Here is a 20309-nt window from a genome sequence, read left to right on the forward strand (position 1 = left end):
CCTAGAACATCAGCAAGGCCACCGTACCCGCCAACAGGCCTCCACCGATAAAGGGAAAGGTGCGCAGCGCCAATGCCTTGCCGCCGATCACCGCAATCAATCCGGCCTTTACCAGGCTGTTGCTCAGCACGGCCAGGAAAATGCCGCGCACGGCGACCTCCGCCCCCAGCTCCCGGTTGGCGCCTCGCGCCAGGGATAGAGTGATGGCATCCACGTCAGTCAGGCCCGAGAGCAGCGAGACCAGGTAGACGCCTACATCGCCCAGGTAGCGGCGTGCCGCTTCCACCAGGAACAGGATCAGCGCCAGCAGCGCGGCGAAGCGCAGGGCAGGGCCCAGCTCGAAGGGGTTTTTCAAAGGTGGTTCGGCATTGGGGGATTCGGCATTGGCCGCCATTCTCCAGAAGAAGAAGGCGCCGGCCGCATAGACCAGCGCGGCCAGCCCCAGCGGCCAGGCCAGATGGATCAACAAGGCGGAGTTCACCACGCCGACTTCCAGCAGGACGCGGGGAAACATCAACGCTGACGTGGCCAGCAGCCCCGCGGCCAGCAACGGACGTAGGGCGCGATGCTCCTGCAGATGGGAGAGGGTAATGGTCATGGCGGTGGATGACACGGTGCCACCCAGCAGGGCGGTCAGCAGCAAACCACGCTGCGTCCCCACCAGGCGGATGGCGAAGTAGGCAGCAAAGCCCAGAGCTGCGATCAGCACCACCATCCACCAGGTGGCATAGGGGTTGAACACTTCCCAGGGACCGTAGCCCTTGTTCGGCAGGATCGGCAGCATCACCACCGAGATGAACAGCAGCTTCAGAGCTGCCGAGAGTTCCGCCTCCTGCAGACGAAAGAGCGCTTTGTGCAACTCATCCTTGAGGCTCAGCAGTAGCGCAACGACCACCGCCCCGGACGCGGATAGCGTGTGATAGCCAGCCACTGCCAGGCTGCCGAGAAGAAAGGTGATGAGCAGGGTCAATTCGCTGGAGAGTCCCAGGTCGCCCACATAGAAGAGTTCGCCGAAGTACGAGGCGATCACCAGCACCGCGAAGCAGACGAAGATCGCTACCCAGACTGCGGTGCCGAACTGTTCGCCGAGGAAGGCGGCGAACCCGCCGAGCAGACCCGTGAGACCGAAGGAGCGGATGCCCGCGACCAGCCGTAGCGCCTCCTTGTTGCGCTCACGCCAGCCGCGTTCCGCGCCTATCAACAGGCCGACGGCGAGGGCACTGGCGAAATCGAGCAGGACTTCCGTGGCGTCAGGCATGGCGCTTCCTTTCGGTGGGAATGGAAGCAGTCTAGACGGCGGAAAATCCTTGAGGAGCATCCATACCCCACGGGAACGCCGCGAGGGTCATCTCTGCCAGCCGGCGCGACCAGGTCCTGGGCATGGTGAACGGCGCGCTGGAGGAAGGCGCCCGTCTGTTGGCCGGTGGGCGGGTTCCGCAGGGCAGCGGATTCGAACAGGGTTTCTGGCTTGAGCCCACCCTGCTGGGCAACGTGCGGGCGTCCATGCGCATCGCTCGCGAGGAAATCTTCGGTCCGGTGATCACTGTGGAGCGCTTCGAGGGCGAAGCCGAGGCGCTGCACCTCGCCAATTACGCGCCCTTCGGTCTCACCGCCGGGGTCTGGACCCGCGACCTCGCCAAGGCCCATCGCGCGGCCCGTCGGCTACGGGCCGGCACGGTGTGGATCAACGATTACAACGCTGCCTTTCCCCAGGCGCCCTGGGGTGGCTACAAGTCCAGCGGGATCGGTCGCGAGCTGTCGCGGGCCGGGCTGGAGGAGTTCAGCGAGCTCAAGCATTTCTACCTGAACACCAGCCCGGCGGCGTTGAACTGGTTCGGCGTCTAAGGCCTCAGCCGGCCAGCGCTGCGCGTCGCCCGCGCTCCAGGCGAACGCTGGCCAGAAGCAACAGGCCGATCACGAAATAGCTGCCGGTAATCAACATGGCCAGCCGGTGGTCGCCGCCGGATAGCCAGTTGGCCAGGCCGTAGGTCATCGGGCCGAGGATGGCGGCAAGTTTCACCGCCTGGCCCCAGAGCCCATAGAACTCCGCCAGCCGCGTGGGTGGAGCGAGCACTCCGATGATGGCGCGCCCCGCCGACTGGCTGGCGCCCATGCACAGGCCGGCGATGTTGGCGGCGGCCCAGAACATTGCCGGGCCGCTGGCCAGCCAGATCATGCCGACCATGGCCAGCCAGCCCAGCAAGGTCAGCGCCAAGGTGGGGCGATGGCCGATGCGATCCTGCAGCCAGCCGAACAGCACCGCGCCGATCGAGGCCGTGATGTTGACGACGAAGATCAGCAGCAGGGTGTCCTGCGTGGTGAACCCCATCACCTGGTTGGCGTAGATGGCGGCCAGGCTGATCACTGCGGCGATACCCGCCTGGTAACAGACCGTGCAGGCCAGGAAACGCACCAGGTCACGGTAGCGTCCTGCCTCGCGCATCGTTCGGGCAAAGCGTGTCCATGCCCCGCCTGCCGAGGTTGGCTGCGGCCTGCTGCGTTCCTTCAGGTAAAGGAAAGTCGGCGTACTGGCGAGGGCAAAGAGCAGGGCGGTGATGATCACGCACACTGGCACGAACTGCGCCGCCGTCTGGCCTTGTCCCTGGGCCCAGCTGACGTAGCCGAGGCAGGCACCCAGGCTGACCAGTCCGCCGATGTAGCCAAGGCCCCAGCCCCAGCCGGAAACCCGGCCCAGCGCATCGTCACGGGCGAGCTCCGGGAGGAAGGCGGCGATCAGGTTTTCCCCGGTACCGAAGCAGAAGTTCGACAGGACCACGAACAACACCGCCAGGGCCAGGGCACCGGGTCCGGCGAGCGCCAACGCTGAGGTGAACACCACGCAGCCGAGGGTGCTGAACAGGAGCAGGCGCTTCTTGCGCGCAGTGGCGTCGGCGTACGCGCCGATCAGCGGTGCGGTGAGAATGACCAGGGCGTAGGAGATGGCGAGGGTGGTCGTCCAGGCCAGGGTGCCCCAGGGTTCACCTTGCGCCACCACCGCGACGAAGTAGGCGTTGAAAACGGCGGTGATGATCACCGTTGTGTAGCCGGAATTGGCGAAGTCGAACATCGCCCAGGCCCAGATTTCACGGCGTGACACGCCGTTGGCGAGGCTGGATCGCATGGCGCTTTTCCCCCTGTCGAGCGTCCCGGAGAGCCTAGCCCCGAGCGCGCCATCCCGCGACCGGGATGGATTGCCTGTGCGTTCGCGACCGATAGCCATCGTCTATCCGGTTGATCGACTAACGTGAGTTGTCAGGTTGGTTTTTTCCAATATGATGGCCATCATTCAAAACAACTCACGGCAGGAGATCGCCATGCGCTACACCACATTCGGCCGCCGCACCGGCCTTCGCGTTTCCGAACTGGCACTGGGCACCGGCAACTTCGGTACAGGTTGGGGGCATGGCGCGGAGCGGGACGAAGCGAAGAAGATCTTCGACGGCTATGTGGAGGCGGGCGGCAACTTCTTCGACACCGCCAATGGCTACCAGGCGGGGCAGGCCGAAGTGCTGCTGGGCGAGTTCATCGCCTCCCAGCGCGATGATTTCGTCGTCGCTACCAAGTACACCCTGGGCACTACTCCGGGGGACGGCATCGCCCGTACTGGCAACAACCGCAAGAACATGGTCCGCGCTGTTGAGGAAAGCCTGAAGCGCCTGAAGACCGACCATATCGACCTGCTCTGGGCACATATCACCGACGGCATGACGCCGATGGACGAAATCCTGCGCGGCTTCGATGATCTGGTCAGCGCCGGCAAGATCCACTACGCAGGCCTTTCCAACTTCCCCGCCTGGCGCATCGCCCGTGCCGACCTGCTGGCTGAAATTCGTGGCTGGGCGCCCCTGGCCGGCATCCAGCTGGAGTACAGCCTGGCCGAACGCACCGCCGACCGTGAGCTGCTGCCAATGGCAGAGGCGCTGGGCCTGGCTGTTACCCAGTGGTCGCCCCTGGGCGGTGGTTTCCTGACTGGCAAGTACCGTTCCGGCTCCGATGACTCCCGTGCCGCCAAACTGGGCATGCTGGTGCATGCCGAGAAGAGCGCCCGCGAAACCGCCATCCTCGATGCACTGTTCGCCGTGGCCACCGAGCAGGGCGCCAGCCCGACCGAGGTCGCCGTCGCCTGGCTGCTGCACAAGGCGCGCCGCGCCAGCACCGCGATGATCCCGATCCTCGGCTCGCGTACCCGTGCCCAGTTCGATGCGACCCTCGGTGCCCTCAAGGTTGAACTCAGCGAAGAGCAGTTCGCGCGCCTCAGCGCCGCCAGCACTGTCGAGCTGGGCGTTCCCCACCAGCAGGCAAGCGAGATGCTGCCTGCGCTGTCCGGCGGTCGCGATCTTCGCTTGCCCGCCCTCCCGGTCGTTTGATCCATGCAGGAACCAATCATGAAAGCCGTACGTTTCCATCAGACCGGCGGGCCGGAGCAACTGGTGTATGAGGATGTTCCCACCCCGCAACCGGGTCCGGGCGAAGTGCTGCTGCGGGTCGAGGCGGTCGGGGTGAACTACGCCGATGTAATGCGTCGACGTGGTGACAACTACCCGCAGCCAAGCCCGCTGCCGTTTACCCTCGGCTACGAGATAGTCGGTGTGGTCGAGGCCCATGGCGAAGGCGTCAGCAGTCCCGAAGTGGGCGCTCTGGTGTTCGCCGCCTCCGGGGGCGGCGGTTATGCGCAGTACGCGGCGGTACCGGCTGCAGGGCTGGTGCCGGTGCCACCCGGCCTGTCGCCGGAGCAGATGACTGCAATGTTCGTCCAGGGCATCACCGCCTTGCGCAGTCTGAAGGATGCCGCTCGACTGCAGCCCGGCGAAACAATCCTGGTCGAAGGTGCGGCCGGTGGCGTTGGTTCGCTGATCGTGCAGCTGGCAAAGATCATGGGCGCCGGCAAGGTGATCGCCGCCGCCAGTATGCCGGAGAAGCGCCAACTGGCGCTGGACCTGGGGGCCGATGCCGCGGTCGACTACACCGCGCCGAACTGGGAAGAAGAGGTACGCGCGCTCACCGGTGGGCGGGGCGTGGATATCGTGATGGAGATGGTGGGAGGAGATGTCCTGGCTTCAGCGCTGAAGAGCCTCGCGCCGTTCGGCCGCATGGTGGTATTCGGCGGTGCCGGTAGCCATCTCAGTCAGTTGGATACCGGTGACCTGGTCTTCTCCAACCGCAGCATCCAGGGCTTCACAATCACCCAGTACTTCGAGCGTCCGGACATCCTTGCCGAGACGGTGGGCGAACTGATCGGTCTGGTACTTGGCAATCGCCTGCAACTGCAGATCGGCCAGGTGCTGCCGCTGTCGCAGGCTGCCGAAGCGCATCGCCTGCTGGAGTCACGCAAGACCTCCGGCAAGGTCGTGCTCAAGCCCTGGGTGGAGTGATCTTCGGAAGCGGAACCTGCGGGAGCGATTTCAATCGCGAATTCGGAGCGGGCTGCTGCCCGCTCTCGCGAATGATTTCACTCCCACAGTAATTGCCGGCCTTCAGCCCGCCAGTTCTTCCATGCGGCTCTGCACCACCCGGTAGCAGGGCACATAGGCCGCGCCGCCGGGGAGTTTCATCCGGTGCTGGCGGACGAAGGCGTTGAGCAACTCGTCCAGCGGTCGCATCACCGCGGCGTCGCCGTGGATCTCATAGGGGCCGTACTGCTCGATCAGGCGAATGCCCTTGTCTTTCACGTTGCCGGCGACGATGCCGGAGAATGCCCGACGCAAGTTGGCGGCCAGCTCGTGGGGCGGCAGGTCGCGGCGCAGCTCGAGGCTGGCCATATTCTCGTGGGTGGGTTCGAACGGGTGCTGGAAGCGTTCGTCAATCTTCAGCAACCAGTTGTAGTGGAAGGCATCGTTGCGCTCGCGGCGGAACTGCTTGACCGCCTTCAGGCCTTGGGCCATCTCGATGGAGACCGCAGTCGGGTCGTCGATGATGATCTTGTAGCGGCTCTGCGCCGCTTCGCCCAGGGTGGCCCCGACGAAGGCGTTTAGCTGCTCCAGGTAGGCGGCGGCGCTCCTCGGCCCGGTGAGCACGAGCGGGAAAGGCAGATCCCGGTTGTCCGGGTGCATCAGGATGCCCAGCAGGTAAAGGAATTCTTCCGCCGTACCGGCGCCGCCCGGGAAGATGATGATGCCGTGGCCGACGCGAACGAAGGCTTCCAGACGCTTCTCGATGTCCGGCAGGATCACCAGTTCGTTGACGATGGGGTTGGGCGCTTCGGCGGCGATGATGCCGGGCTCGGTCAGTCCCAGGTAGCGACCGCCGTGGGTGCGCTGCTTGGCGTGTCCGATGGTGGCGCCCTTCATCGGACCCTTCATCACGCCCGGGCCGCAGCCGGTGCAGACGTCAAGGTGGCGCAGGCCCAGCTCGTGGCCGACTTTCTTGGTGTACTTGTACTCCTCGGTGCTGATGGAGTGGCCGCCCCAGCACACGACGATCTTCGGCTCCACGCCGGCGCGCAGGGTGCGTGCGTTGCGCAGCAGATGGAAAACGTAGTCGGTAATGCCTTCGGAGCTGTCCAGGTCGAAGCGGCGGCTCTTCAGTTCGTTCTCGGTATGGACGATGTCGCGCAGGGCGCTGAACAGCATCTCGCGGGTGTTGGTGATCATCTCGCCATCGACGAAGGCGTCGGCCGGGGCGTTGATCAGCTCCAGGCGTACGCCGCGGTCCTGCTGGTGGATGCGTACTTCGAAGTCCTTGTAGGCGTCGAGGATGGTCTTGGCGTTGTCGCTATGCGCACCGGTATTGAGGATGGCCAGGGCGCATTGGCGGAAGAGCTGGTACATGCGGCCGGAACCGGCTTCGCTGAGCTGATGCACTTCCAGTTGGGAGAGGGTGTCAAGGGCGCCCTTGGGGCTGACCTGAGCATTGATGACTTGTCTTCTGGGCATTCGGAATTTCCTTGCAACGATGCCGGAAGGCCGGTCGGCCGACGCGGCGGAATGCGGGGCGCCGTGATCCATGGCGCAGGTTGAGGCGGTGTTTCTTATCTGGGCACTACGACGTTACGGATTTATTGCGGGACAGATTCGGCAGTCATGATTCAGCGTAATAGCGAGATTACTGTCTGTCTGACAAGGACTTTCTTGGAGATGTTCCGGTTTGGCCGGCGGTGGACGGCTGGAGCGCCGTCCACCGCGTGCCTCATTTGCGGGCTTCCAGGATCAGGTTAAAGGGCGTTTCCGTGGCCCGACGGAACTGGGTGAAGCCGGCTTCTTCGAACACCTTGCGCAGGCGTGCCTCGCCGGCCTGGGCACCAAGGCCGAGGCCCACTTCCTGGGACAGCGAATTGGGCGTGCAGATGAAGGTGGAGGCCGAGTAGAACAGCCGGCCCACCGGGGTCGCGTTGTCGTCGAGCTGGTCGTTCGCATAGGGCTCGACCAGCAGCACGGTGCCGTCGGGCTTCAATGTCTGCCAGGCGTGCCTGGCCGCGCCCACCGGGTCGCCCATGTCGTGCAGGCAGTCGAAATAGCAGATCAGGTCGAAGCCATCGCCCGGATAGTCCTTGGCGCTGGCCTGGACGAAGGTGGCACGGTCGGCAACGCCCCCGTCCCTGGCACGCTGGGTAGCGGTTTCGATGGACGGGCCGTGGTAGTCGTAGCCGACGAAGCGCGAGGCTGGAAATGCCTGCGCCAGGATCACGGTGGAGGCACCGTGGCCGCAGCCGACGTCGGCCACCTTGGCACCGGCCTTGAGTTTGTCGACGACGCCGTCCAGCGCCGGCAGCCATTCGGCCACCAGATGCGCACGGTAGCCAGGCCGGAAGAAACGCTCGGTGCCGCTGAACATGCAGGGATGGTGATCGCCCCAGGGCAGTCCGCCATCGCCGCGCATGGCTTTTACCACCTTGTCCTTGTCGTGGAAGAGGGCTGCGATGACCGAAGCGCCGCCGGCCACGTACACCGGCGAGTCCTCCACCGCCAGGGCCAGTGCCTGTTCCTCGGGAAGGCGGAAGCGCCCGCTGTCATGTTCCATGTAGCCGGACGCGGCATGGGCGCTCAGCCATTCGCGCAGCAGGCGGGCGTTACAGCCGGTTCTGGCGGCAAGTTCTTCCGGGCTGACCGGCTGGCTGTCGGCCATGGCGCGATAGAGGCCGAGTTCGTCGCCGAGGATGATGTTGGCGAGCATCGCCGCGCCACCCATGTCGGCTACCAGCTTACCCATGAAGTCGTTGAGTCTGGATTCGTCCATCACCTGTCCTCCTCTGGCAAGTGGGCAACCATCTGGCCGGAGCGACAGCGATATGCGGCGACGGGAGCCGTGATAGCAATGGAAGGAGCCGCGGCAGCCGGGTCATTATTGACTGGAGAGGCCCCTTCCGTGTCCCGCAATCGCAGGACAATTTGAGTCTAGTGGCCAGCCGATGGTCCATTGCCGACTGAGGGGGTGCAGCCGATAAGCGGCGTGCCCGCTCAGACGTAGATGCTGACCCCGCCCTTGGCCTGCAACCAGTCGCGGTAGGTGGTCAGGGATGTGGTCTGCTTGTCGCCGTCGTAACCGATGAAGCCGATGCCGCTGTCTTTTTCGTCGAAGCCGGCATCGATCAGTTTCTGCACCTTGTCTTTGAGTTTCAGCGCATCGTCGCGGTCCAGTTCCGACACGTCGGGAAGCTGGATCCTGTTGGCGTCGGCGTTCGGCTGCGTCGTGTCCGCAGGACGGGTACTGCCGGTCTGGCTGCCGCTGATGGCGCTGCCGCCGCCACTCATGGCGCGGAACAGGCCGCCGCGGCTCTGGGCAATCAGGGTGTTGGCATAGCGACGAAGCTCAGCGATATGGTCCTGGGGCGTCGTCGACTTTTCCTCGGTCTTGCCGGTGCTGGTGCCGGTGGTAGCGGTGTTGGCCGTATTGCTGGCATTGCTCCTGGAGGCGAGACCCAGATAGTTGGCCAGGGCCGAGTTATTGGAAATGGTGGTCATGGCAGTTCCTCTGCGCGATCTGACCGCCTGTTCAGCATTATTCGGGCCAGTTCGCGGGAAGGCCCGTCGTTTCTGGGCTTTAGAGTACTGGTGTACCAATCCTGCGGCAGGGGCTTGCCGCCGGCAGGCAATGGCCTGCCGGACCTGGCGGCGACCATCGGTCCGGCGTCCTTGAGCCACTGACGGGCGCCGACCATAGTGGGTGCCATGACCTCGACTCGCCAATCCACATCGGCCGCGCTGGAGGGATTCCACCCCGCCGTCGCCGCCTGGTTCCGCGCCAGCTTCCCCGCTCCTACGGCGGCCCAGGCCCTCGCCTGGCCAGCCATCCAGGCAGGGGCAAGCACCCTGGTGGCGGCGCCTACCGGCTCGGGCAAGACCCTCACCGCGTTCCTCTCGGCCATTGACGAACTGGTTCACGAAGGACTGGAACAGGGCGGCCTGCCGGATCGCTGCACGGTGGTCTACGTCTCGCCGTTGAAGGCGTTGTCCAACGACATCCGCATCAACCTGGAGGAACCCCTGGCCGGTATCCGTGCCGAACTGGCATGTCAGGGCCTGGCAGATGTGGATATCCGCACCGCCGTGCGCACCGGCGATACGCCCCAGGCCGAGCGCGACGCCATGCGCAAGCGCCCGCCGCATATCCTGGTCACCACACCGGAGTCGCTCTACATCCTCCTGGGCTCGGAATCTGGCCGCGCCATGCTGACCGGGTGTCGCAGCCTGATCATCGACGAAATCCACGCCATCGCCGGAAGCAAGCGCGGCAGCCATCTGATGCTCAGCGCCGAGCGCCTGGAGTCGCTGTGCGGGCGCAGCTTGCAGCGCATCGGCCTGTCGGCCACGCAGAAACCCATCGAGCGGGTGGCGGCCTTTCTCATGGGCCTTGGACGCGACGCCTGCACCCTGGTGGATGTGGGCTACAGCCGCGAGCGCGACCTCGCCATCGAAGTACCTCCCGTACCGCTGGAAGCGGTGCTGAGCAATGAAGTCTGGGAGAAGGTCTACGACCGGCTGGCCGAACTGGTGGCCGAGCACCGCACCACCCTGGTGTTCGTCAACACCCGACGGCTGGCCGAGCGCGCCAGCCGCCACCTCTCCGAGCGCCTCGGTAATGCCGCGGTCGCCGCCCACCACGGGAGCCTGGCGCGGGAGCTCAGGCTGGACGCCGAACAGCGCCTCAAGCGCGGCGATCTCAAGGTGCTGGTGGCAACGGCGTCGCTGGAACTGGGCATCGATATCGGCGATGTGGAACTGGTCTGCCAGCTCGGCTCGCCACGCAGCATCGCCGCCTTCCTGCAGCGCGTCGGCCGCTCCGGCCACAGCGTCGGCGGCACGCCCAAGGGGCGGTTGTTCCCGCAGTCACGGGACGACCTGATCGAGTGTGCGGCGCTGCTGGATTGCGTTCGCCGTGATGAACTGGATGCCCTGGTGATTCCCCATGCTCCGCTGGATGTGCTGGCGCAGCAGATGGTGGCTGAAGTGGCGAGTCAGGAATGGGGCGAGGACGAACTGTATCGGCTGATGACCCGCGCCATGCCCTACGCAGGCCTGGCGCGGAGGCAGTTCGACGCTTTGGTGAAGATGCTTTCCGAGGGCTACAACGGCCGACAGGGCGTGCGGGGCGCCTATCTGCACCGCGATGCGGTGAATCGCCGTCTGCGGGGTCGCCGTTCAGCACGCCTGACCGCCATCACCTCCGGGGGCGCCATTCCCGAAACCGCCGACTACGCCGTGGTGCTGGAGCCCCAGGGCGTGCCGGTCGGCAGCGTGCATGAAGATTTCGCCGTGGAAAGCCTGGCGGGTGATGTCTTCCAGCTGGGCAACCAGGCCTACCGCATCCTCCGGGTAGAGCCCGGCCGGGTAAGGGTGGAGGACGCCCAGGGCCAGCCGCCGAACATCCCCTTCTGGCTGGGAGAGGCGCCGGGACGCACGGATGAGCTGTCGGCAGGGGTGGCGCGGCTGCGGGGGATGGTGGAGGACTTGTTGGTGGCGTCCGAGCCGGATCAGGACACCCTCACCCCCGACCCCTCTTCCCAAGGGAGAGGGGAGAAAAGCGCGGTCGAGCACGCGGTGGTGGCCTTGTGCGAGAGCATCGATCTCAGCGAGGCGGCGGCGCGGCAGATTGTCGAGTACCTGGCGCGGGCACGGGCTGCGCTGGGGGCCTTGCCGACTCAGCAGCGGCTGGTGATGGAGCGCTTCTTCGACGAATCCGGTGGCATGCAACTGATCATCCATTCACCCTTTGGCAGCCGGCTCAACCGTGCCTGGGGGTTGGCGTTGCGCAAGCGCTTCTGCCGCAGTTTCAACTTCGAACTACAGGCGGCGGCCACGGAGGATGCGCTGATCCTTTCGCTCGCCACCAGCCACAGCTTTCCGCTGGAAGAAGTCTGGCGCTATCTGCATTCCAACAGCGCCGAACACATCCTGGTCCAGGCCATTCTCGATGCGCCGTTGTTCGGCGTGCGCTGGCGCTGGAACGCTTCTGCGGCCCTGGCCCTGCCGCGCTACTCAGGCGGCCGCAAGGTGGCACCACAGATCCAGCGCATGCGCAGTGAAGACCTGCTGGCCAGCGTTTTTCCCGATCAGGTGGCCTGCCAGGAAAACCTCGTGGGCGAGCGCGAGATTCCCGACCATCCGCTGGTGGCCCAGACCCTCGATGACTGCCTGCACGAGGCAATGGATGCCGATGGCTGGCTGGCCCTGCTGCGACGCATGGAGCGAGGCGAGGTCCAACTGGTTTCCCGCGACCTGCCGGCACCTTCATCCCTGGCGGCAGAAATCCTTGGGGCGCGGCCCTACGCCTTCCTCGATGACGCGCCGCTGGAAGAGCGTCGAACCCAGGCCGTGCAGCAACGACGCTGGAGCGATCCGGAGTCCGCCGACGATCTGGGCGCACTGGACATGGAGGCCATTGCGGCCGTGGCCGAAGAAGCCTGGCCGCAGGTGCGCGATGCCGATGAGATGCATGAAGCGCTGCTCGCCCTGGCCTGTATCACCCAGGCTGAGGTGCAAGCCAACGACGGTTGGGCTGGCTGGCTGGCACAACTGGCCAAGGCCCGCCGGGCTGCCTGCCTGCAACTGGATGGCAAGGCTTCCCTGTGGTTGGCGGCCGAGCGTGTGGAACAGTTCCGCGCCCTCTATCCCGAGGCCGTACTCAAGCCAGCCATTGTCGCGCCAGAGGGATTCACATCGGTGTGGGAAACCGAGGCGGCGCTGGTGGAAGTCGTGCGCGCGCGCATGGGTGGTTTCGGCCCGTTGTCGCTAGGTCGGCTGACCAGGGACCTGCTCCAGGCGCCGGCAGCGCTCAGCATTGCCCTGGCAAGCCTGGAGCGCGAAGGGCAGTTGCTGCGCGGTCGTTTCACGCCAGGCACGGTGGAAGAGGAGTGGTGCGAGCGCCATCTGCTGGCGCGCATTCATCGCTACACGGTCAAGCGCCTGCGCCGCGAGATCGAGCCGGTGGAGCGGGCCGATTTCATGCGTTTCCTGTTCGACTGGCAGCGTGTTGCCCCGGCCTCCCAAGTGCGTGGTGCCGAAGCCCTGGCGACTGTGCTTGGACAACTGGAAGGATTCGAGGCAGCGGCCGCGGCCTGGGAAAGCGAGATTCTTCCCAGCCGCGTGGCTGACTACGGGATCAACTGGCTCGACGACCTCTGTCGCGCCGGCCGGGTGGTCTGGTGCCGCCTGGGTGGGCGCGGCAAAGCTGCAGGGCCAGTGCGTGGCACGCCCATCCTGTTGCTGCCGCGCAAGAACCTGGCGCTCTGGCGCGCGTGCCTGCAGGACACGCCGACGCCCGAACCGTCCCCGCGTGCAGAGCGGGTGCGCCAGGTGCTGGCTGGCCAGGGTGCGCTGTTCTTCGATGAACTGATGGATGAGGCCCATCTGCTGCGCAGTGAGCTGGAGGACTGCCTTGGTGAACTGGTGGCCCTGGGCCTGGCCAATGCCGACAGCTTCGCCGGTCTGCGCTCACTGTTGCTGCCGGCGGCACGGCGCAGCCGGCATGACCGCCGGGCACGCCTGGCCTTGGCCAATATGCAGGACGCCGGACGCTGGGCGTTGCTGCGCGGCAAGGCCGAGGAAGGTAATGGCAAGGTTCCTGTCGACGCCTTGGAGCATGTGGCCCGCACGCTGCTGCGCCGCTATGGCGTGGTGGGCTGGCGCCTGCTGGAGCGCGAGGCTGCCTGGATGCCGCCCTGGCGAGATCTGCTGCGGGTCTATCACCGACTGGAGGCACGCGGCGAGATTCGCGGCGGGCGATTCGTGGCGGGAGTCTCCGGCGAACAGTTCGCCCTGCCTGAGGCGGTGGGGCTGCTCCGCGAAGTACGCAAGCGTCCACTGGACGGACAGCTGATCAGCCTTGCCGCCTGCGATCCGCTGAACCTGCTGGGGACCTTGCTCAACGGCACCAAGGTGCCGGCGGTGTCGGGCAATCGCCTGTTGCTGCGCGATGGCGTGCCCGTCGCGACGCTGGTGGCGGGCAAAGTGGCGCTACTGCAAGAGGTGGACGTGGCGACCGCCAATGAGTGGCGCGCGGCGCTGATTCGCCAGCCGGCGGCAACCCCCATTGGGCAACAGTCGAGACGGGCGCGAATGCCGGGGTAAGGGGGGGACACACGGCGACAAGCCCGTGGCACAAATAGCCCCCTCTGCGTCTGTGAGAGGGTCGGGGGGAGGGCAGCATCAGCCTGCTGGGACATGATCATGGTCTAACCGCTTGTAATAGCTCAGAAATTGACCCAACCCAAGGGGCCCCCGCCAGATCTGGCGCCTGGCCATCTCCCGACAGCTTATCCACAGTTTCATCCACCGTTTTTGTGGGTATGCGTCGATCAGTCTTCGCTGGACTTATCCACCGTCAGCAAGGGCGCGAGCAGGGTGCACATGCTGCGCCAATGGGAACCTTCCCAGTACAGACGGTCGCAGGCATTGCAACTTAGAAAGCGCGAATAGAGGGCGCCAACCCTTGGCGGCAGGCGAGGGCGGGCCATTTCCGGGGCGATTTCCTAGAGCGGATGGTTGCAGTGCAGGCAGAGGCTGAAGGGATTGGCGCTGCGGGCCAGGTCCAGCCGCTCGAACAGCTCGCGCAATTGCAACGAGGGTTTCAGCGCATGTACGTAGCAGCCGTGGGTGATGATGCGGCGCTTGAGCAGCTCGCGGTCGCGGGTGAGCACGATGCGCCCTTCATGGGCGGATATCTCGGCGATCTGGCCGTCCTCGAAGCCGTTGTCGTAGAGGGTATCGAAGCCGCACATGCGAAGCAGGCTGGCGAGCCCGCCCAGATGGGCATCGGCGACGAAGCGCAGCACCCGCAATGGGCGCGAGCGGACCTTGAGCAGGGGGCTGATGTCCAGCGCCTCGAACTTGGGATAGACCGCCACCCGGTCGCCATCGAGTATCACTCGTTCGAATCCGACCGACTCGCCATTGAGCAGGACCAGTTCCACCTCGGTGTGCGGCACGCCCAGCGCCTCGATCATGTGCTTGACCGTGGCCGCCCGCGCGCAGGCACAGGTGAAGGCCTGCCGGCGCCGCTCGGCGGGCAGGAAGTCATTGAGCTCTTCGTAGAATCGAAACGTTGCCCTGACCATGCAGGAGAGTATGGCAGCCCGTGGCGCGCCCTCCGTGGGAGGGCGCGCGACCGGTCATTTCGGCTGGGCGACTACGCGCAGGTACGGCTTCAGTGTCTTGTAGCCGTCCGGGTACTTCTTCTTCGCGTCTTCGTCGGAGACCGAGGTGGGGATGATCACGTCTTCACCGGGGCGCCAGTTCACCGGCGTCGCCACCGTGTGCTTGGCGTTGAGTTGCAGCGAATCCAGCAGGCGCAGCACTTCGTCGAAGTTCCGGCCGGCGCTCATCGGGTAGATCAGCATCGCCTTGACCTTCTTGTCCGGGCCGATGATGAACACCGAACGCACCGTGGCGTTGTCCACCGCTGTGCGCGGGCCAGCGCTGGCATTTGGGTGGATCATGTCGTAGAGCTTGGCCACCACCAGGTTCTCGTCGCCGATCATTGGGTAGTTGACCGCGTGGCCCTGGGTTTCCTCGATATCACCGACCCACTTGCGGTGGTCGCTGACCGGGTCCACGGACAGGCCGATCACCTTGGTATTGCGCTTGTCGAATTCGGGCTTGAGCTTGGCCATGTAGCCCAGCTCGGTGGTGCAGACCGGCGTGAAGTCCTTCGGGTGGGAGAACAGGATGGCCCACTGGTCACCGATCCACTGGTGGAAATTGATAGTGCCTTCTGTGCTGTCCACGGTGAAGTCGGGCGCTTCGTCACCAATGCGGATTGCCATGTAGGTCCTCCTTTCTGTCTGGCTGGAAGGGGCCACCAACGCTTGGCGGCTATCGCGGCAGGCCCACGGGCTTGCCGGGTGTGAAAGTATAGGTCGGCCTCCCGAGCCTGCCCGGCGGGCAGTGGATCAGTGGTCATGCACCCCGGCCCGGGGGTGCTATTCCTACCTTGTGGAGGTCGTCGGAAACTCGCTGTCGACAGGGCCCGTGGCGCATTGCGCCGAATGGGCATGCATGGCGGGAAGAGTGGCGGCCTTCTTCCGGTGCACTGATCTCCGCAATCCTGACCGTCGCCCTGCAATCCAACAGGAGCGAAAGCATGGCTACGTTCATCACGCTGGCGAGCTTCACCGATCAAGGTATTCGCAGCGTCAAGGATTCCCCGGATCGGTTCGTCGCCTTCAAAGGGCTGGCCGAGCAGCTTGGCCTTTCGGTCAAGACCGTCTACTGGACGGTAGGCAGCTATGACCTGGTGCTGATAGTCGAGGGGGACGAGGAAGCGGCGACCACCCTGCTGCTCAAGACGGGTCAGTTGGGCAATGTCAGGACACAGACATTACGCGGTTACTCCGAGCAAGAGTTCCGGCGCCTGCTCAGCGGCCTGTAGCACGTCCTGCCCACGAATGGGGAGCAGCACCGGTGGCCGCTCCCCTTGGGCTCAAAGCGCGGAAGCTGCCTTGAGCAGGTACTGGCTGGTGGGCAGCACGTCGAGCTTGTCGAAGTCGATGAAACGGTTGCAGCTGTCCATCATCGCCGCCAGGTTTTTCTGGAATTTTCCTTCATCGCCCGCTGCATCGAAGAACGCCATGGGGTCGGTCATGGCGGCCGGCGGGAAGGCTTCCTCGACTATTGCGTCCACTGGCGCGGCCCCGTGGGTCAGGGCGCGCACCACCAGGTTCTGCACGTAGAGGAAGTTGTCCTGGGTGTCGATGGCCACGCGCGTGTGGTGATTACGCCAGATATCCAGCCAGGCATCGCGCGTAAGGCGCGGCGGACAGCAGAGGAAAGCGACTTGCGAAAAGCCGTGGGTGCGCTGGCCAGGGTGGGCCGGGAAGCGGGTGTTGCGAATCGCCACTGACTCGCACACCAGGTAGGCCGCGAGTCGGCTGGAGACCGCGTTGAGGACGTCATCGAACGGGCGGCGGACCTCGTTGTTGGCACTGTCGGCCCAGAGCGACAACGTGGCGTCCGGCAACGGCCGGTTGTTCTCCTGCCGCAGGCCGGCTGCAGGGGCGACGTCGGCATCGGCCAGATTCACCTGCAGGCCCCGGGCCCCCAGCGTGAACAGCTGCTCGGCGACCACGCCGCGCAATTTCTGGGAGAAGCTTTCGACGCTGTCCTGCGGGGTACGCCACAAGGTGTAGATGATCTTTTCCACGGCAAGGTCCTTCGCGTTTTTGTGAATGTGTCCAGACCATGCGGCCTGGGCACGGGGCCCTGCATCGTCCGCCCGGACTAGCGGATGAGTGGCCGGTGGCATGGTCGAGGCGGTGCTAGCGTTAGTGGAGGGGACGTGCGGCCTTGGGGGCTGTGCCATTCCCTTGCAAGGCCATTCGCCCACAACCCTTGTACTCGAACCCGGTGCCGGTGGCACCGCCGGAGTGCGTGCGGCCCTGCCATAACCCATAACCCGCACGGAGGTGATAGCCATGGCCCGTACAACCCCCATCAGCCATTACCGCAACATCGGCATAGTGGCCCACGTGGATGCCGGCAAGACCACCACCACCGAACGGGTTCTCTATTACACCGGGGTCAACCACAAGATGGGCGAGGTGCACGATGGCGCCGCGACCATGGACTGGATGGTCCAGGAGCAGGAGCGCGGCATCACCATCACCTCGGCGGCCACCACGGCGTTCTGGAGCGGCTCGCGCAAACAGCTCGACAAGTTCCGCATCAACATCATCGACACCCCCGGCCACGTCGACTTCACCATCGAAGTGGAGCGCTCACTGCGCGTGCTGGATGGTGCGGTGGTGGTGTTCAGCGGCGCCGATGGCGTGGAGCCGCAATCCGAAACGGTCTGGCGCCAGGCCGACAAATACCACGTGCCGCGCATTGCCTACGTGAACAAGATGGACCGCGCCGGCGCCGACTTCCTGCGCGTGGTGGAGCAGATCAAGAAGCGCCTCGGCCACACCCCTGTGCCGATCCAGCTGCCCATCGGCCAGGAAGAGAACTTCAACGGGCAGATCGACCTGATCCGTATGAAGGCCATCTACTGGAACGACGCCGACCAGGGTGCCAGCTTCCGCGAGGAGGAGATTCCCGCCGAGTTGCGGGAGACGGCCGAACACTGGCGCAACGTGATGCTGGAAGCGGCGGCCGAGGCCAATGAGGAACTGATGACCAAGTACCTCGACGGGGGCGAACTTTCCGAAGAGGAAATCAAGACCGGCCTGCGCATCCGCACCCTGTCATGCGACGTGGTCCCGGCGGTGTGCGGTTCGTCCTTCAAGAACAAGGGGGTGCCCCTGGTGCTGGATGCCGTGGTCGAGTTGTTGCCGGCGCCCACCGAGATCCCCTCGATCCGCGGCACCCATCCGGACGACCCGGAGAAGGAAGACGAACGTCATGCCGATGACACCGAGCCCTTCTCGTCCCTCGCCTTCAAGATCGCCACCGACCCCTTCGTCGGCACCCTGACCTTCGTTCGCGTCTATTCCGGCGTGCTGAGTTCGGGGGATGCCGTGCTCAATTCGGTGAAGGGCAAGAAGGAGCGCGTTGGCCGCATGGTGCAGATGCACGCCAACCACCGCGCCGAGATCAAGGAAGTCCGCGCCGGTGACATCGCCGCGTTGATCGGCATGAAGGACGTCACCACCGGCGACACCCTCTGCGACTTGAACAAACCGATCATCCTCGAGCGCATGGACTTCCCCGAGCCGGTGATTTCCATCGCCGTGGAACCCAAGACCAAGGCTGACCAGGAAAAGATGGGCATCGCCCTCGGCAGGCTGGCCCAGGAAGACCCGTCGTTCCGGGTCAAGACAGACGAAGAAACCGGACAGACCATCATCTCCGGCATGGGCGAGTTGCACCTGGACATCATCGTCGACCGCATGAAGCGCGAGTTCAACGTCGAGGCCAATACCGGCAAGCCCCAGGTGGCGTACCGCGAGACGATCCGCAAGACCTGCGAGATCGAAGGCAAGTTCGTTCGCCAGTCCGGCGGTCGCGGCCAGTACGGCCACTGCTGGATTCGCTTCGCGCCAGCGGACGAAGGGCAGGAGGGGCTGGTCTTCATCAACGAGGTGGTAGGTGGCGTCGTTCCCCGCGAGTTCGTCCCGGCCATCCAGAAAGGCATCGAGGAGCAGATGAAGAACGGCGTGCTCGCCGGCTATCCGCTGATCGGCCTGAAGGCCGCTGTGTTCGACGGTTCCTACCACGACGTGGACTCCAGCGAGATGGCGTTCAAGATCGCTGCCTCCATGGCCACCAAGCAGCTCTCTCAGAAAGGCGGCGCAGTGTTGCTGGAACCTGTGATGAAGCTGGAAGTGGTGACGCCGGAGGATTACATGGGTGACATCATGGGCGACCTCAACCGCCGCCGCGGCCTGATCCATGGCATGGACGACGGCGTCTCCGGCAAGATCATCCGCGCCGAAGTGCCCTTGGGCGAGATGTTCGGTTACGCCACCGATGTGCGTTCCATGTCCCAGGGCCGGGCCAGTTTCTCCATGGAGTTCGCCCGCTATGCCGAGGTGCCGGCGAGCATTGCCGAGGCGATCGTGAAGAAATCGGGTTGATGGGGCGGCTGTACCTTGTAGGAGCGAATTCATTCGCGAATGGCCACGACGCGGCCCCTGAGTCCACTGGGCGAGCCTTCGGCCCGCTTTCGCGAATGAATTCGCTCCCACAGGGTTCATTGCCAGACAAAAGAAAAACGGGCCGGAAGGCCCGTTTTTCATTCCTCACTCCGCTGCTCAGGTCAGTCCTTCTGTTTGCGGAAGTAGGGAATCACGTGTTCGCCGATGTTCTTCAGCGTCTCGATCTGCGCCCACTGCGGCACGGTGCCCATCTGGCAGATGAAGAGGATTTCGTCGGCGCCGGCGTCGATCAGGCGCTGCACGTAGCCGATGCAGTCCTTCACGGTGCCGTAGGCATGGTTGGGGTTCATCATCGCCATGGTCGGGTCGGAGAAGTCCACGGTGACTTCCTCGGAGGCGAAGCGCGACTTGATCACCGCCTGGCCGTTGCCGTCGACGAAGGTGTCTTCCTTCCATTTCTCCGGGTCCGGGCGCTCGCCGCCGGCGTACCAGTAGGCCAGGGATTCCATGAAGTAACGCTGGCCACGGATGCCGATGTGGCGAGCCTTCTCGTTGTCGTCCAGGACGATGGCCGGGCACAGGGCGGCGATGTGGCGGTTGGGGCGGAAACCCACCTGGTTCTTCTCGTCGCGGTTGTCCCAGGCTTCGTGGTACACGGCCACTTTCTTGGCGATCTCCTCGGGGCCGCCGAAGCCCAGCACCAGGGCGCCCATGCCACGGCCGCCGGCGTTCTTCAGCGACTCGGTGTTGGTGCAGGCCAGGTACATCGGCGGGTGCGGGTCCTGGTAGGGCTTGGGATGGATCGGGCGTTTCGGGATCTTCACGAAGTCGCCGTTATGTTCGATCTCGTCCTGCACGAACATCTTCGGGATCAGGTACATGGCCTCGTCGATCTGCGGCTGCAGGGTCGCCAGATCGTAGCCAAAGGTGCCGGCCTCCTGCTGGGTACCGCCCTTGCCCACGCCGAAGTGCACACGGCCCTTGGACAGCAGGTCGAGGGTGGCGATGCGCTCGGCCACCTTTACCGGGTGGTTCATGGCCGGCGGCAGGCAGACCACGCCATGGCCGATACCAATGCGCTCGGTCTTGCCGGCGACGAAGGCGAGCATGGTTTCCGGCGCCGACATGTGGGAGTAGTTGGTCAGCGCGGTGTGTTCCACGCACCAGAAAGTGTCGAAACCGAGTTTGTCGGCGAGCACTGCCTGCTCGACGGTTTCGTCGAAGATGCGACGGTCGCCTTCGCGGGTGGAATCGATCGTCTGTGCCTCGTAGATCAGGGAGAATTTCATGCGCTTGGCCCTTCTTGTTCTTCGTTCGGTCAACCCGCAGATGCCGGGTCTTG

Annotated in this window: 14 protein-coding genes and 1 pseudogene; 6 read left to right on the forward strand and 9 right to left on the reverse strand. The window is 64.9% G+C overall.

All coding sequences use genetic code 11. The features are described 5' to 3' along the window. Position 1: 1 nt before the first annotated feature. Complete coding sequence (locus tag E8E75_RS01960; protein ID WP_153920938.1) at positions 2-1258, reverse strand: MgtC/SapB family protein; 1257 nt, start codon at positions 1256-1258, stop codon at positions 2-4. A gap of 89 nt (positions 1259-1347) precedes the next feature. Between E8E75_RS01960 and E8E75_RS01965 the strand changes: the two genes are divergently transcribed. Continuing rightward, entirely contained in the window at positions 1348-1845 is a 498-nt protein-coding gene (locus E8E75_RS01965; RefSeq protein WP_280357870.1) for an aldehyde dehydrogenase family protein, read from the forward strand. Positions 1846-1849: 4 nt separating this feature from the next. On the opposite strand, the gene E8E75_RS01970 is transcribed toward E8E75_RS01965, so the two are convergent. After that, positions 1850-3121 carry an MFS transporter gene (locus E8E75_RS01970; RefSeq protein WP_153920940.1) on the reverse strand — a complete coding sequence of 424 codons (1272 nt, stop codon included), beginning with the start codon at positions 3119-3121 and terminating at the stop codon, positions 1850-1852. Between the two features lie 193 nt (positions 3122-3314). Between E8E75_RS01970 and E8E75_RS01975 the strand changes: the two genes are divergently transcribed. Together E8E75_RS01975 and E8E75_RS01980 are read left to right on the forward strand one after the other, a co-directional pair. Continuing rightward, complete coding sequence (locus tag E8E75_RS01975) at positions 3315-4367, forward strand: aldo/keto reductase (RefSeq protein ID WP_120655000.1); 1053 nt, start codon at positions 3315-3317, stop codon at positions 4365-4367. 18 nt (positions 4368-4385) lie between these two features. Next, entirely contained in the window at positions 4386-5372 is a 987-nt protein-coding gene (locus E8E75_RS01980) for a quinone oxidoreductase (RefSeq protein ID WP_153920941.1), read from the forward strand. A gap of 102 nt (positions 5373-5474) precedes the next feature. Here the strand turns inward: E8E75_RS01980 and ppnN are convergent, their stop codons facing one another. The 3 genes from ppnN to E8E75_RS01995 all read right to left on the reverse strand — a co-directional run bounded on the left by ppnN (position 5475) and on the right by E8E75_RS01995 (position 8897). After that, a complete protein-coding gene (gene ppnN, locus E8E75_RS01985) occupies positions 5475-6872 on the reverse strand; it encodes a nucleotide 5'-monophosphate nucleosidase PpnN (protein ID WP_120655002.1) in 1398 nt (465 codons plus the stop codon). 253 nt (positions 6873-7125) lie between these two features. Then, positions 7126-8172 (reverse strand): class I SAM-dependent methyltransferase, encoded by a 1047-nt coding sequence (locus E8E75_RS01990; protein ID WP_120655003.1) that lies wholly within the window; start codon positions 8170-8172, stop codon positions 7126-7128. 221 nt (positions 8173-8393) lie between these two features. Continuing rightward, complete coding sequence (locus tag E8E75_RS01995) at positions 8394-8897, reverse strand: hypothetical protein (protein WP_120655004.1); 504 nt, start codon at positions 8895-8897, stop codon at positions 8394-8396. Between the two features lie 207 nt (positions 8898-9104). On the opposite strand from E8E75_RS01995, the gene E8E75_RS02000 reads away from it, so the two are divergent. Further along, entirely contained in the window at positions 9105-13502 is a 4398-nt protein-coding gene (locus E8E75_RS02000; RefSeq protein WP_153920943.1) for a DEAD/DEAH box helicase, read from the forward strand. Between the two features lie 227 nt (positions 13503-13729). Here E8E75_RS02000 and E8E75_RS02005 read toward each other — a convergent pair. Then, positions 13730-14488: pseudogene (locus E8E75_RS02005) on the reverse strand (Mut7-C RNAse domain-containing protein). Between the two features lie 54 nt (positions 14489-14542). Next, entirely contained in the window at positions 14543-15196 is a 654-nt protein-coding gene (locus tag E8E75_RS02010) for a peroxiredoxin (RefSeq protein WP_120655007.1), read from the reverse strand. Positions 15197-15513: 317 nt separating this feature from the next. On the opposite strand from E8E75_RS02010, the gene E8E75_RS02015 reads away from it, so the two are divergent. Next, positions 15514-15801, forward strand: a complete 288-nt coding sequence (locus tag E8E75_RS02015; RefSeq protein ID WP_120655008.1) for a GYD domain-containing protein — start codon at positions 15514-15516, stop codon at positions 15799-15801. 51 nt (positions 15802-15852) lie between these two features. On the opposite strand, the gene E8E75_RS02020 is transcribed toward E8E75_RS02015, so the two are convergent. After that, positions 15853-16572 (reverse strand): EthD domain-containing protein, encoded by a 720-nt coding sequence (locus E8E75_RS02020; RefSeq protein ID WP_120655009.1) that lies wholly within the window; start codon positions 16570-16572, stop codon positions 15853-15855. Positions 16573-16843: 271 nt separating this feature from the next. On the opposite strand from E8E75_RS02020, the gene fusA reads away from it, so the two are divergent. Then, positions 16844-18946, forward strand: a complete 2103-nt coding sequence (gene fusA, locus E8E75_RS02025; protein ID WP_120655010.1) for an elongation factor G — start codon at positions 16844-16846, stop codon at positions 18944-18946. A gap of 182 nt (positions 18947-19128) precedes the next feature. On the opposite strand, the gene E8E75_RS02030 is transcribed toward fusA, so the two are convergent. Beyond that, the gene (locus E8E75_RS02030) at positions 19129-20256 is read right to left on the reverse strand and encodes an LLM class flavin-dependent oxidoreductase (protein ID WP_120655011.1); all 1128 of its coding nucleotides are present in this window, start codon (positions 20254-20256) and stop codon (positions 19129-19131) included. Between the last annotated feature and the right edge of the window lie 53 nt (positions 20257-20309).

Origin of the sequence: Pseudomonas sp. BN606 (assembly GCF_029873115.1) — a bacterium.
GTDB lineage: Bacteria > Pseudomonadota > Gammaproteobacteria > Pseudomonadales > Pseudomonadaceae > Metapseudomonas.

What these genes read in the sequence shown, in the direction of transcription:
- E8E75_RS01960 (WP_153920938.1), bottom strand. Translation starts at nt 1,258, where the DNA reads ATGCCTGACGCCACGGAAGTCCTGCTCGATTTCGCCAGTGCCCTCGCC.
- E8E75_RS01970 (WP_153920940.1), bottom strand. Translation starts at nt 3,121, where the DNA reads ATGCGATCCAGCCTCGCCAACGGCGTGTCACGCCGTGAAATCTGGGCC.
- E8E75_RS01975 (WP_120655000.1), top strand. Translation starts at nt 3,315, where the DNA reads ATGCGCTACACCACATTCGGCCGCCGCACCGGCCTTCGCGTTTCCGAA.
- E8E75_RS01980 (WP_153920941.1), top strand. Translation starts at nt 4,386, where the DNA reads ATGAAAGCCGTACGTTTCCATCAGACCGGCGGGCCGGAGCAACTGGTG.
- ppnN (WP_120655002.1), bottom strand. Translation starts at nt 6,872, where the DNA reads ATGCCCAGAAGACAAGTCATCAATGCTCAGGTCAGCCCCAAGGGCGCC.
- E8E75_RS01990 (WP_120655003.1), bottom strand. Translation starts at nt 8,172, where the DNA reads ATGGACGAATCCAGACTCAACGACTTCATGGGTAAGCTGGTAGCCGAC.
- E8E75_RS01995 (WP_120655004.1), bottom strand. Translation starts at nt 8,897, where the DNA reads ATGACCACCATTTCCAATAACTCGGCCCTGGCCAACTATCTGGGTCTC.
- E8E75_RS02000 (WP_153920943.1), top strand. Translation starts at nt 9,105, where the DNA reads ATGACCTCGACTCGCCAATCCACATCGGCCGCGCTGGAGGGATTCCAC.
- E8E75_RS02010 (WP_120655007.1), bottom strand. Translation starts at nt 15,196, where the DNA reads ATGGCAATCCGCATTGGTGACGAAGCGCCCGACTTCACCGTGGACAGC.
- E8E75_RS02015 (WP_120655008.1), top strand. Translation starts at nt 15,514, where the DNA reads ATGGCTACGTTCATCACGCTGGCGAGCTTCACCGATCAAGGTATTCGC.
- fusA (WP_120655010.1), top strand. Translation starts at nt 16,844, where the DNA reads ATGGCCCGTACAACCCCCATCAGCCATTACCGCAACATCGGCATAGTG.
- E8E75_RS02030 (WP_120655011.1), bottom strand. Translation starts at nt 20,256, where the DNA reads ATGAAATTCTCCCTGATCTACGAGGCACAGACGATCGATTCCACCCGC.